Source organism: Prevotella lacticifex, from assembly GCF_019973375.1.
GTDB lineage: Bacteria > Bacteroidota > Bacteroidia > Bacteroidales > Bacteroidaceae > Prevotella > Prevotella lacticifex.
The window spans coordinates 392,356-405,254 of sequence record NZ_BPTV01000001.1; the positions used below are offsets into that span (position 1 = coordinate 392,356).

At 53.3% G+C, this 12,899-nt stretch carries 10 protein-coding genes; 7 read left to right on the forward strand and 3 right to left on the reverse strand.

Features of this window, described 5'->3' with window-relative positions; genetic code table 11:
* Positions 1–22: 22 nt before the first annotated feature.
* From LDN30_RS01485 to dapB, 3 genes are all read right to left on the reverse strand, one after another.
* A complete protein-coding gene (locus tag LDN30_RS01485) occupies positions 23–703 on the reverse strand; it encodes a WbqC family protein (RefSeq protein WP_223926819.1) in 681 nt (226 codons plus the stop codon).
* A 76-nt stretch (positions 704–779) separates the two neighbouring features.
* Entirely contained in the window at positions 780–2,333 is a 1,554-nt protein-coding gene (gene lepB, locus LDN30_RS01490) for a signal peptidase I (protein WP_223926820.1), read from the reverse strand.
* A 69-nt stretch (positions 2,334–2,402) separates the two neighbouring features.
* The gene (gene dapB, locus LDN30_RS01495; RefSeq protein WP_223926821.1) at positions 2,403–3,158 is read right to left on the reverse strand and encodes a 4-hydroxy-tetrahydrodipicolinate reductase; all 756 of its coding nucleotides are present in this window, start codon (positions 3,156–3,158) and stop codon (positions 2,403–2,405) included.
* A 115-nt stretch (positions 3,159–3,273) separates the two neighbouring features.
* On the opposite strand from dapB, the gene LDN30_RS01500 reads away from it, so the two are divergent.
* From LDN30_RS01500 to ruvB, 7 genes are all read left to right on the forward strand, one after another.
* Positions 3,274–4,575, forward strand: a complete 1,302-nt coding sequence (locus LDN30_RS01500) for a DUF2851 family protein (protein WP_223926822.1) — start codon at positions 3,274–3,276, stop codon at positions 4,573–4,575.
* A 200-nt stretch (positions 4,576–4,775) separates the two neighbouring features.
* On the forward strand, positions 4,776–5,180 hold the full coding sequence (locus tag LDN30_RS01505) for an acyl-CoA thioesterase (protein ID WP_223926823.1): 405 nt from the start codon (positions 4,776–4,778) through the stop codon (positions 5,178–5,180).
* A gap of 39 nt (positions 5,181–5,219) precedes the next feature.
* Complete coding sequence (gene dprA, locus LDN30_RS01510) at positions 5,220–6,362, forward strand: DNA-processing protein DprA (protein WP_223926824.1); 1,143 nt, start codon at positions 5,220–5,222, stop codon at positions 6,360–6,362.
* Between the two features lie 47 nt (positions 6,363–6,409).
* On the forward strand, positions 6,410–6,943 hold the full coding sequence (locus LDN30_RS01515; protein WP_223926825.1) for an LOG family protein: 534 nt from the start codon (positions 6,410–6,412) through the stop codon (positions 6,941–6,943).
* A gap of 166 nt (positions 6,944–7,109) precedes the next feature.
* Complete coding sequence (locus tag LDN30_RS01520) at positions 7,110–8,180, forward strand: efflux RND transporter periplasmic adaptor subunit (RefSeq protein WP_223926826.1); 1,071 nt, start codon at positions 7,110–7,112, stop codon at positions 8,178–8,180.
* A 12-nt stretch (positions 8,181–8,192) separates the two neighbouring features.
* The gene (locus tag LDN30_RS01525) at positions 8,193–11,306 is read left to right on the forward strand and encodes an efflux RND transporter permease subunit (protein WP_223926827.1); all 3,114 of its coding nucleotides are present in this window, start codon (positions 8,193–8,195) and stop codon (positions 11,304–11,306) included.
* A 530-nt stretch (positions 11,307–11,836) separates the two neighbouring features.
* Positions 11,837–12,868, forward strand: coding sequence for a Holliday junction branch migration DNA helicase RuvB (ruvB, locus tag LDN30_RS01530; RefSeq protein WP_223926828.1), 1,032 nt, complete (start codon positions 11,837–11,839; stop codon positions 12,866–12,868).
* Positions 12,869–12,899: the final 31 nt, after the last annotated feature.

Below are 12,899 nucleotides of genomic sequence, written 5' to 3' on the forward strand. Positions count from 1 at the left end.
TATAACGAAAACGAGGCTGTGCTCAGAGATAGAGCACAGCCTCGTTGCCTTCGTTGAACAGCAAGTCGAGGATGCTTAGATTGGGCACGAAGGCTTGCTTTTTTTGTCGGAATACCTGATAGTAGGGTTCTGGTTGGAACATAGGGTCGTCGCCGGGGTGCTTGGGGCGGATGACGTCGCGGTAGTCGTTGTCGGCCTCGGCGGCGTACTCCGTTGTCGGAACGATGTGAGGATGGATGTCGAGAAGCTCGCACATCTTCAGCGTTATGTCCCAGTTGAAGTCGAAGAGGTAGGTCCACCGCTTCTCGAAGAACGGGCGGAGGTCGTCGGCGTAGAACTCGAAGAACGGGCTCTCGCCGTAGGCCGAGGCTATGGCGTTCCAGTGGATGTGGCGCCAGTTGCCGTGGTCGCTGATGCGGACGTCGCGTTCGAGGATCTTTCCGCCCTCTCCGGCTGTTCCCTCCACGGGTACGGTGAGTTTCTGCTGGCCTGAGGCCGTGGCTATGACGCAGCGGTTGCGGTAGGTTTGCTTCACGAAGTTGTCGCAGCGCTCTATGAGGCATGTGTCGTAGCGGTTCAGCTTCTGATACCACTGCACGGGTCCGAAGTAGGCTGTCGACAGCAGGGCACGGGTGCCTGAGGCCTGTTCGGGGGTGGCGGAGGCCGTGGGCGCACAGTGGTCGGTGGGGTTCTGTTCGTTCATAGTTGTCGTATTGTTGGTTTTTGAGAATAAAAAAATCCTCCCCGGCGGGCGGAGAGGATTCTTTTTATGAGTAGCCTTACTTGATGTTTCCCACCCACTTGAAGAGCCGGCTCCAGCGAATGCCTCCAAAGCCGTGCCTGTCGGGGTCGGAACTCCACCAGATGAACAGTGGCTTGCCGACGATGTGGTCCTCGGGAACGAAGCCCCAGTAGCGTGAGTCGAGCGAGTTGTGACGGTTGTCGCCCATCATCCAGTAGTAGTCCATCTTGAAAGTGTAATGGTCGGTGAGTTTCCCGTTGATGTAGATGTTGCGGCCTCTGACTTTCAGGTCGTTACCCTCGTAGGCCGTTATGCAGCGCTCGTATATGGGAAGGTTCTCAAGGGTGAGCTTTATCGACTGTCCGCGCTTAGGAATCCATACCGGTCCGTAGTTGTCGCGGGTCCATCCGTAGTAGCCGTTGAGCGGGTAGACGGGTCCTGTGTAGATGTCCTTGTCGGTGACTATCTGCTCTGCCGTGACGATGTGGCGCTTGAGCAGCTGCTGAGCGGCGTTCTTCGTCAGGGGCATGTAGCCGTCATAGCGGTTCAGGACGGCGCTGTTGAGCACGCTGCCGCTCTCGACGCAGTAGCCGTGGAGCTGTCCGAGGCACTGCACGTCCTCCTCGCTGATACCCAGCTCCTTGCGGAGGGCATCGTAGTTGTCGCCGATGAGGTCGGTGGCGGTGATGCCGTTGGCAAACTTTATGAAGTATGTGTACTGCACGTTGTCGGGCTCCTTATTGGCCTTTCCGTCGAGATAGACGATGCGGTTGCGTATCTGGAGAGTCTGACCGGGCAGACCCACGCAGCGCTTGACGTAGTTCTCCTCGCGGTCGACGGGCCGGTTGTCGAGCGGACCGAAGGTCTGGGGGTTGTTGATGACGTACTGACGGCCGAGGGCATAGGCCTTGGCGTAGAAGTCGCGCTGTTGCTCAGCGTTCATCTTCGAGAGGTCGATGTTAGGGTTCTGCTGCGCCATGAGGGCCGTACCGTTCTGATATACAATGCTGTAGTAGTCCTGAGCCTGGTACTGGTCGGCGGTCATGATGGTGTCGCCGTCGGGGAAGTTGAACACCACAATATCGTTGAGCTCCACCTGTCCCAAGCCTTTCATGCGGCGGTAGTCCCAGTGTGGCCAGGGAATATAGCTCTTGCAGCCGAACAGCGGGAGCGTGTGCTGGGTGAGAGGCATCGTCAGCGGGGTCTCGGGAATGCGCGGACCATAGCTCACCTTGCTCACGGCAAGATAGTCGCCGGTGAGCAGGCTCTTCTCCAACGAGCTCGAAGGAATGACGAAATTCTGGAAGCAGAAGAGGTTGATGAAGTAAACGGCGACAAGGGCGAAGACGATGGCGTCGACCCAGCTCATCACCGTGCGGGTGACGGCTGATCCGTCTTTCCACCAGCTCCAGTGTATCTTCTTCGTTATGTAGACATCGAAGAAGAACAGGGCACCGATGATTGTCAGTATCCATCCAACGATACTGCGCGGTCCTACCCATGCTATGAAGAGCGCATAGAGAATTATTACGACGCTGAACTTCATCCACTGCTTGCGCGGGTTCAGCTTTTCTTTTTCCTTATCAATCATTTTTTCAGGAAGGGTTATTACGATTTTGCGGAGAGAGCCCGTCACTGTGGAAGGCCACTCCTAAGAGAACTAAAATTTGAACAGGTCGCTCGTCGTGAGCAGTCCGGTGTGGTTCTGGGTGAATTCAGCGGCGAGAACGGCACCGAGGGCAAATCCCTTGCGCGAGTGGGCGTTGTGGGTGATGGTTATTTCGTCGGCATCGCTGTCGTAGCGGATACTGTGGATGCCCGGCACCTCGTCGTGGCGGACGCTGCGGATGAGCAGCTCGTCGGCATTGTGGTCGTCGGAACCGTCGACGTGACCGTCGTCCCAGCGTGTCGTGCCCTTCTTCCATGTCGACTTGCGGTCTACGTTCTCGACAATCTCCTCGGCAAGGGTGATGGCTGTCCCCGACGGTGCGTCGAGCTTGTGGATATGGTGCGTCTCCTCCATATCGACGTCGTACTGAGGAAACTGGTTCATAATCTTGGCCAGATAGCGGTTGACAGCCGAGAAGATAGCCACACCGATGGAGAAGTTGCTGGCCCAGAAGAGGGTCTGCTTCCCGTCCTTCGTCAGGGCCTCCACGTCGGCCTTGTGGTCCTTCATCCAGCCCGTCGACCCGCTGACAACCTTGACGTTGTGCTTGAAGGCACGAAGGTAGTTGGAGTAAGCGGCCGTAGGATTGGTGAATTCGATAGCTACATCGGCGTTAGCAAAGGCCGGTGAGTCGAAGTCTTCCTGGTTGTCGACGTCAATTTTGCATACGATTTCATGGCCACGCGCAAGGGCAATCTGCTCAATCATGTGCCCCATCTTACCGTAGCCGATAAGAGCAATTTTCATATAAGTAGTCTTTTAATCCAATTTAAAACAATGCAAAGGTAGTTTTTTTTTCTTTCTTTTACTTATATATTACGGAAATTTTATGTAGTTTTGCACTATTATAGTACTCAAAAGGATGGAACAGCTATTGCATTACGTATGGAAACACAAGATGTTTCCACTCGACGGACTGCGAACCACCGACGGACGGGAGGTGGAAGTCGTCGATCCCGGGCTGCACAACAGCAACGCGGGACCCGACTTCTTCAACGCTAAGGTGAAGATAGACGGTACGTTGTGGGTGGGCAACGTGGAGATTCACGACAAGTCGTCGGACTGGTTTCTGCACGGTCACGACCACGATCCTCACTACGACAACGTGGTCCTGCACGTCGCCGGCATCGTCGATACGGATGTGCGGACGTCGAACGGTATGACACTCCCGCAGATGCAACTCGACGTTCCGGAGACTGTCGCCAGCCACTACCATGAGCTGCTCACCACCGACAGCTATCCGCCGTGCTACAAAGTCATCCCCAACCTCTCGCGACTGACCGTCCACTCGTGGATGAGCGCACTGCAAACAGAGCGCCTCGAACAGAAAACGGAGAAAATAGCCGAGCGGGCGCGGCGATGCAACGGGTCGTGGGAACAGGCTTACTTCGTGACGTTGGCTCGCAACTATGGGTTCGGCATCAACGGCGCGGCCTTCGAAGCGTGGGGCGAGGACATACCCCTCAACGATGTGGCGCACCACCGCGACGACATCTTCCAGGTTGAGGCGATGTTCATGGGGCAGGCAGGACTGCTCGATATAGCCACGGTGCCGGAGCGATACCGTAAGGATGCACTTGCCGAAGGATATTTTGCGCGACTCAGAAACGAATACGGCTATCTGGCACATAAGTTCTCGCTGAAACCCATTGACGCCGGACTGTGGCGCTTTCTCAGACTGCGACCGCAGAATTTTCCGCATATCCGCATATCACAATTAGTGAATTTGTACTTCAACAGGAAGACAAGCTTGGCGGCACTCACCGAATGCGACACACTGAAGAAGGCTCGCGAACTGATGAAAACGCATGTCACGCCATACTGGGAGACTCACTATTCGTTTGGCAACGCGGGGGCAAAGAGTGCCAAAAATCTCTCGGAAGCATCGCTTAACCTCCTGCTTATCAATACAGTAGTGCCGATGCTCTTCGCCTACGGACGCTATAAGGGCGACGAACGGCTGTGCGACAGGGCCTTCGACTTCCTCGAACAGCTTGGCGCCGAGAACAATCACATCACGCGAATGTGGCGCGAGGTGGGACTGCCTGTAGATAATGCTGGTGACTCGCAGGGACTTATCCAACTGAAAAACGAATATTGCGACAGAAAGGACTGCCTGAGATGTCGCTTCGGATATGAGTATCTGAAAGGACGGCGCGGATAATAATATTTCGCCCGGAGGCAGCAGCGGCAGCGGAAAATGAATATAACACTAATGCCGCCAGCCGTAAATGGCTTTGCGATTTGCCGTAAATGACAGCGCCGCCAGCCGTAAATGGCTTTGCGATGAGCCTGCACAGCCAGCGGTTCTGCGCCATCAGTATTGAAGAAAATTAACTAAAATAAACAAAGAAACAGCATAAAATGGAGAAATATATCTTTGAAACCCGTATGGAGGTCCGGGACTATGAGTGTGACATTGAGGGCATAGTGAACAACGCCAACTACCTCCACTATACCGAACACACACGTCACCGGTTTCTGAAGAGTATCGGTGTGAGTTTCTCAAAACTCCACGAGAAAGGCGTTGATGCCGTGGTAGCACGGATGAACCTGCAGTTTAAGTCTCCTCTGAGATGCGATGATGAGATAATATCACGGATGAATCTGCGGAAGGAAGGACTGCGATATGTGTTCACCCACGACCTCTACCGAGCTTCCGATGAACGGTTGTGCTTCCACTGCACGGCCGAACTTGTGACTCTCGTCAATGGCCGGCTGGCACTGAGTCAGGACTATGAGGAGGCCTTCTCGCCGTATGTGAAATAACGTGCCGCCACAGCGGTATTTTAAACCTTGTCAATTGCTATGCCAACAACAAACAGCGAACAGGAAACTCTCAACGCTATGGCGCTCACACGCATGGACCGTTTTCATCCGGCCGGAGTGAGAGAACTCTACAAGCGGCTCGGCTCGGCAACGGCTGTTATGGCCCACCGCAATAATATACGGGAGGCTATACCCGATGCCTCGCGCTATCTCATTGAGGGACTGGCCAATGCTGATGCAGCACTGGCACGTGCCGAGGAGGAGATGGAATACGACCGGAAACATAATATAGCCATCATCGACATCTCGGATGAACGGTATCCGCAGCGACTGAGGGAGTGTGCCGACGCACCTCTGGTGCTGTATTATCTCGGAACGGCCGACCTCAACCCGCGACACACTATAAACATCGTAGGCACACGGAGGTGTACGAACTACGGCAGGGACCTTATAAAGGCCTTTGTCACTGACCTTCGCGAACTCTGTCCGGAGGTTCTCATCTTCAGCGGACTGGCCTATGGCATTGATATCTGTGCGCATACGGAGGCTCTCGACAACAGTCTCGAGACGGTGGGCGTTCTGGCACATGGTCTCGACGACATCTATCCGAGGGTCCATCGCGACACGGCCATAGCCATGATCCACCAGGGTGGGCTTCTCACCGAGTATATGACTCACACTCAGCCGGTTGCGAAGAACTTCGTCAGTCGTAACCGTATCGTCGCCGGATGCTCCGATGCGACAATCATTGTGGAGAGCGCGGCAAAGGGAGGTGGCCTGATAACGTGCAGCATGGCAAGAAGTTACAACCGTGATGTGTTCGCTTTCCCGGGTGCTGTAGGTGCAAAATACAGTGAGGGATGCAACAATCTTATTCGTGACAACGGCGCTGCGCTCATCACCTCGGCCTACGATTTCGTCAATGCCATGGGCTGGAACGACGACGTGAGGCTGGCTGAAGCCCGGAAGAAAGGCATACAGCGCGACTTCTTCCCCGACCTGTCGGAAGGCGAGCAAGCCATCGTCGACGCTCTGAAGGATACCAACGACCAGCATCTGAATATGCTCTCGGCGGCCACATCGCTGCCCGTCGGACAGCTCTCGGCAATGCTCTTCGAGATGGAACTCAAAGGTATCGTAAAGCCGTTGGCCGGGAGTATTTATCATCTTATAGGCCATTGACATTATTGAACACAACAAATTATTTCGTAATAAAAAACAGATTAAAAATGAAGATAGCAGTTTTTTGCTCGGCAAACAACAGCGTCGTTGACGAGTTTGCCAAGGAAGTCGATGACTTCGGCGCATGGATTGGCCGCGAAGGCCATACGCTCGTCTATGGCGGAGCGAACACCGGACTGATGGAGCGGCTCGCGAATAGTGCCCACGAGGCCGGTGCCATGGTCATAGGAGTTGTGCCGCAGATACTCGAAAAGGGTGGGAGAGCGTCCGAATTCATCGATGTTGAGATACCCTGCGACAACCTTTCCGACCGCAAGGACCTAATGTTGGCACAGTCGGATGCCGCTGTCGTGCTGCCGGGAGGCATCGGCACACTCGACGAACTCTTCACCGTCGCCGCGAGCCGGACCATCGGCTATCATCAGAAACCGTTGGTAGTGTATAACATCCGTGGATTCTGGGACAGTCTCAGAGCCCTCCTCGACGACCTCCAGCAGCGTGGAATGATACGCGGGAAATACACCGACTGCATAAAATTCGTGGGCAGTCTTGATGAACTCGCAGCGGCAATAGCTGATTGATGCCTTTTTTCGAGGTTTTCTTTGTTTTGTCGTCGTTATTTAGTACTTTTGCATGACAGCGGCCGGACACGGCTTCTTTTCCTGCGGTCGCTGTACAAAGGCTTTGCAACAGCATTGCGAGGATGTGAAAGTATTAGGATAGACATTAATCATGGACAAATCAGTCATGAAATTCTTACAGTCATTTTTCTTAGCCATGGCGACTATTGCAGTCTGTGGCTCTTGTGGAAACAAGTATCCTGACAAATCGAATGCACCGGTGAGGGTGAAGGTCATGGAGGTAGGCTCCGTTCAGGTGAACGGTGAGAGCGGCTTCTCCGGCACGGTGGAGGAGGAGAGCGGTGTCAGTCTCAGTTTCTCCGTGGCAGGCACTGTCCGCACTATGGATGTCGATGAAGGCCAGACCGTCGGCAAGGGCCAGCTCGTGGCTACCGTCGACGGTGTCGATCAGGCCGGTGCCAGGGCATCGGCGCACGCCGTGACCGGCGAGGCGCTGGCTGCACTGAGAAAGGCGCAGGACGACTTCAACCGTGCTCGCAGTCTGCATGCACAAGGAGTAATCTCCGAATCGAAGTACGTCTCGGCGCAGACGGTGCTCGAGGCGGCGAGGGAAGCCGTCAACTCAGCGGCGGCATTGGAGGGTATATCCAATAAAGCTGCTGACGATACGAGGCTCACAGCGCCTTTCAGCGGATATGTGGCAGAGAAGAACGCCGAAGTGGGACAGAACGTTATACCTGGAATGATGGTCGTCAAACTCGTCCATATAGATAAGGTAAAGGTGAAAATCAGCGTGCCGGAAGAGGAAATCGACAAAATACGGAAAGGCGAGATGATGATGGTCAGATGTGACGCCATTGGTGGTGCCGACTTCTATGGCCGGGTTGTGGAGAAAGGTGTAGACGCCGATCCCCTCAGCCGTTCTTACAGCGTGAAGTTGCTTGTCGATAATCCTGACCACAAGCTGCTGCCGGGAATGATATGTAATGTATATACAAGTTTCACACGCGGACAGATGAGCATCTTCGTTCCGGCCAATGTCGTTCAGCTCAATCCTGACAACAGAATGTTCGTATGGATAGTTAAGAACGGCAGGGCTACAAAACGGTTTATCGACTACGTAGCCGACACGTCGCAGGGAGTGCGAGTTGGTGGAGGACTGGAACCGGGCGACAAGCTTATTGTAGCAGGACAGCAGATGGTTAGCGAGAATACTCCTTGTCAAATAATTAAGTAGAGGACTGGAACCATGAGAAAGAAAAGAAGACCTTTTCAGGAAATATGCCTCTACTACAGGCAGATAGTCATATTGTTGGTGACGAGCCTTGTGGCTCTCGGCGTCTTCGGACTCGTGCACATCAACAAGAATGAGTTCCCTGACTATACCGTCCGCGAGGGCATTGTTGCCGCCGTCTATCCTGGTGCGACCTCGGAGGAAGTGGAGCAGCAGGTGACAAAACCGCTGGAGAACTATATCTTCACATACAAGGAGGTGCTGAAGGAAAAGACGGTGTCGTACTCGCGTGCCGGCATGAGCATCATAGTGGTGGAGCTCAACGAGGATCTTGAGGACAATGACGAGTTCTGGTCGAAGTTCAAGCATGGCGTGCAGACTTTCAAAGCCTCCAATCTGCCGGCTGGGGTCATAGCGCTGAGAGTACAGGACGATTTCGGTGATGTAAGCTCTGAACTCATATCCTTGGAAAGTAAGGACAAGACCTACCGCGAACTTAACGACTATATGAAGACCGTTGAGGACTCGCTGCGAATGATTCCCAGCGTTGGAAAGATGAGTGTAGTGGGTATGCAGATGCCGCAGATAGCCATCTATCTCGACAACGACAAGCTGGCACATTACGGGGTGACCTACATGTCGATAGCGCAGGTGCTGGCTGGAAAAGGATTTACGAGCAGCGGCGGACGTATAGGCGGCTCCGACTATAAGAGTCCGATATATGTCGACCAAAGCCTGAACAAGATTTACGATGTCGAGAATGCCGTCGTCTACAGCGACATGCGCGGAAATATCGTGCGGTTGAAGGACGTGGCTGACGTGAAATATGAGTATCCCGACCTCGACAAGTATGTTACCGTCAACGGCACTAAGGCGCTGATGCTCTCGGTGACAAACAAAAAAGGAAAAGATATCTCCAAAATGGGTACGCAGGTCAACAATAAGCTCGCCAATATCGAAAGGGAACTGCCTAAGGATGTGAAGGTAAGCAAGATCACAGACCAGAAGCAGGTCGTCGACGATTCAATCTTTGACTTCCTGCGTGAGCTGCTCATAGCCATCGTCACCGTACTGCTCGTCGTTGTGCTCATCATGCCACGGCAGGTGGCCGCGGTGGCTGCGGCGACAATGCCGGTGACAATCTTTATCTCACTCGGACTGTTCTACGTCTTCGACCTCGAACTGAACACCGTTACGCTTGCGGCACTTATCATGACCCTCGGAATGATTGTCGACGATTCCATCGTTATCATCGACGGATATGTCAATAATCTTGCGGCGGGAATGACACGATGGAAAAGTGCCGTTGAGGCCACCAACCATTTCCTGAAGAGTATTTTCTCGGCTACGCTGTGCATAAGTATCACGTTCTTCCCGTTCCTCATTACAATGACGGGAATCATGCACGACTTCCTGAAAATGTTTCCGTGGGCCATATCCATTGTGCTCTTCATCTCGATGATAATCGCCCAGACACTGTTGCCTATACTTATGTACTACTGCATCAGGAAACCGATAAAGACGGGAGTAACGGTTAACGGGCGGAAAGCATTCAACCTGCTCGACTATATGCAGGCGTTCTACAACAAGGCCATCGAGAAGTGCTTCGAGCACTATCGCATAACTATCGGCACCGCTGTGGCTACGATCATTGCGGGCGCCATAATCTTTGTCCATCTGCCACAGAAACTGATGCCGGTGGCACAGCGCGACCAGTTCGCTGTCGAAGTTTTCATGCCAACGGGAACAACCGTGGCGGGAACGAACAAGGTCACCGACTCGCTCGAACATATGCTCCGACGGGATCCAAGAGTGGTGTCGGTGGCTAATTTCCATGGAATGTCGTCGCCGAGATTCCAGACAACGTACGCTCCTCAGATACCCGGTGACAACTATGCGCAGTTTATCGTCAACACCAAGAGCATGGATGCCACCGAGGATATAGTCAAGGAGGCCAAGAAAAAATATGAAAACTACTTCCCGGAGGGAGTTGTAAAGATAAAACATCTGTCGTACAGCAAGGAAGAGAATCCTATTGAGGTGAGGCTGACGGGAAATAACCTGGCCGATATTACTGCCGCTGCCGACAGCGTAGTGGCGCGCCTGCGGCATGTCGACGGGCTGGAACTCGTGCGTACCGACTTCCGGGAGCCACTCGCCACAACGCGGGTGAAGGTCGACGACAATACCGTCAGCCGGCTCGGACTGACTAACGCCATCGTCCAGATGACCCTTCTGTCGCGCTATTCCACCGGATTGCCAGTGTGCCAGATGTGGGACGGCGACTACGGACCGCAGGCTGTGATAAAGTCCAAGCGCAGCAACAATGCCTCAATCACCGACTTACTCAACGAGCAGATACCTGTTCTCGGAGGAATAAAGACTGTTCCGCTGAGGGAAATAGCTACCGTGGAGAACAAAATGGAGTACGGACAGATCGTGCACCGCAACGGACTGAGAACCATATCGGTCATTGCAGAGGTCGACCAGAACAAGAATGTCGAGAAGCTTACCGGACAAATAATGAATATGGTGAATGGTATGAAATTGCCGCCGAAGGTGCAGGTGAGCTACGGAGGACAGTATGAGGTCGACCAGGAGCAGATGCCGAACATTATCGTGGCACTGATTATCGCCATCGGCATAATCTTCGTCGTACTGATATGGCATTTCCGTGATGTGAGGGAGTCGCTGATAATGCTCGCCAGCCTGTCGCTCTGCGTCTTCGGAGCTGCCGCCGGCATCATTCTCACCGGCATCGATCTGAGTCTCACATGCGTCCTCGGATTCGTGTCGCTGATGGGAGTACTCGTCAGAAACGGCATCATCCTCTTTGACTACGCCCATGAACTGTACAATAAGGAGCAGATGACAATGCGCGACTCCATTCTCGAGGCGGCAAAAGAACGTATGCGCCCGATATTCCTGACGTCGGCATGTGCCTCGATGGGCGTCGTTCCGATGCTGCTGGGTGGCAGCAGTCTGTGGATGCCAATGGCCGCAGTCATCTTCTGGGGAACGATTATTACGATGTTCTTCATACTCGCTGTAATGCCTGTCGCTTACTGGAGATTCATGCAAGACCCCGCAAAACGACTCGGAAACGAGGTGAGGATGATGAGCCGGTAGAACGGACAAACCTTAAATAATAGTCCCCCTTGATTCCGCAACTATTAGCGCCATTTATTATCAATACTTTTTATAAGTCTTTGAGGAACAATGAGTTCCTCAAAGACTTTTCACTTCCTGTATTTCCACTGACTTTTTAGTATCAAACCAAAAGAAGCGATTCTCAATGACGTACGAGTTGGTTGGCAATCCCTGACTGCGCTCGCTCAGACTGGGCTAATTGGGAATTCAGAATCTTCGAGCCTGTAGCCGACAAATTGATTTGAGAAGTTCCACTTGCAACATTCACATACTATAGTGATGAATGCTTTACTTTCATTGGCGCTAACATCACCACACAGATTGCTTTCTTCTACTTTTACCTTAGTTCTTTTTTGTTTTTAGTTTATTAATGTCCCAATTCAATAATGAGCAACATGCATGAATGTTGTCAATACCAAAATATATGGTTCTTCATTGTATGATGTTTCATTTGGTTTAAACCGAAAAATATAGTATCTTTGCACGTCATAAGAAAGTAAAGGATATATATGCCAGACGATTTTAATATAAGAGACGAGCACGTCAGCGCCGCCGAGAAAGAGTTTGAGAAAGCCCTGCGCCCTCTCAAATTCGACGATTTCAGCGGACAGAAGAACGTTGTCGACAACCTCCGCGTGTTCGTAGAGGCCGCCAAATACCGTGGCGAACCCCTCGACCATACGCTCCTTCACGGTCCTCCCGGACTGGGAAAGACCACACTGAGCAATATCATTGCCAATGAGCTTGGGGTGGGATTCAAGATTACCAGCGGTCCGGTGCTCGACAAGCCCGGTGACCTCGCCGGCATTCTTACGTCGCTCGAGCCCCACGATGTGCTCTTTATCGATGAGATTCACCGTCTGAGTCCCGTCGTCGAGGAGTACCTCTATTCGGCCATGGAGGACTATCGCATCGACATAATGATAGACAAGGGACCGTCGGCGCGGTCTATCCAGATCGACCTTAACCCCTTCACGCTCATCGGAGCCACCACGCGCAGCGGACTGCTCACGGCCCCTCTGCGCGCTCGTTTCGGCATCAACCTCCACCTGGAGTACTATGATCCCGAAACCCTCCAGCAGATTATACGCCGCTCGGCGCGCCTGCTGAAGGTGCCCATCGACGACGATGCCGCTGTGGAGATATCGAAACGCAGCCGCGGAACGCCCCGAATAGCCAACTCGCTGTTGCGCCGTGTGCGCGACTTTGCGCAGGTAAAGGGCAACGGACGCATCACGAGCGAGATAACGAAGATGGCTCTCCAGGCTCTGAATATCGACCAGTACGGACTCGATGAAACCGACAATAAGATTCTCCTGACCATCATCGACAAGTTCCGCGGGGGTCCCGTGGGAGTGTCGACGATAGCTACGGCCATCGGCGAGGATGCCGGAACCGTCGAGGAGGTGTACGAGCCGTTCCTCATCATGGAGGGATTCATCAAGCGCACACCGCGCGGCCGCATGGCCACACCGCTCGCTTACGAGCATCTCGGCCGCAATCCGTATAAGGGAAACGTCATGGAGCCGACGCTGTTCTGAGCCTCCCGACTGCGACAAATCGATGAAATCG

Excerpts from the sequence above, each read along its gene's own strand:
- lepB (WP_223926820.1), bottom strand. The coding sequence starts at position 2,333 with ATGATTGATAAGGAAAAAGAAAAGCTGAACCCGCGCAAGCAGTGGATG.
- LDN30_RS01520 (WP_223926826.1), top strand. The coding sequence starts at position 7,110 with ATGAAATTCTTACAGTCATTTTTCTTAGCCATGGCGACTATTGCAGTC.
- ruvB (WP_223926828.1), top strand. The coding sequence starts at position 11,837 with ATGCCAGACGATTTTAATATAAGAGACGAGCACGTCAGCGCCGCCGAG.
- dprA (WP_223926824.1), top strand. The coding sequence starts at position 5,220 with ATGCCAACAACAAACAGCGAACAGGAAACTCTCAACGCTATGGCGCTC.
- LDN30_RS01505 (WP_223926823.1), top strand. The coding sequence starts at position 4,776 with ATGGAGAAATATATCTTTGAAACCCGTATGGAGGTCCGGGACTATGAG.
- LDN30_RS01525 (WP_223926827.1), top strand. The coding sequence starts at position 8,193 with ATGAGAAAGAAAAGAAGACCTTTTCAGGAAATATGCCTCTACTACAGG.
- LDN30_RS01515 (WP_223926825.1), top strand. The coding sequence starts at position 6,410 with ATGAAGATAGCAGTTTTTTGCTCGGCAAACAACAGCGTCGTTGACGAG.
- LDN30_RS01485 (WP_223926819.1), bottom strand. The coding sequence starts at position 703 with ATGAACGAACAGAACCCCACCGACCACTGTGCGCCCACGGCCTCCGCC.
- dapB (WP_223926821.1), bottom strand. The coding sequence starts at position 3,158 with ATGAAAATTGCTCTTATCGGCTACGGTAAGATGGGGCACATGATTGAG.
- LDN30_RS01500 (WP_223926822.1), top strand. The coding sequence starts at position 3,274 with ATGGAACAGCTATTGCATTACGTATGGAAACACAAGATGTTTCCACTC.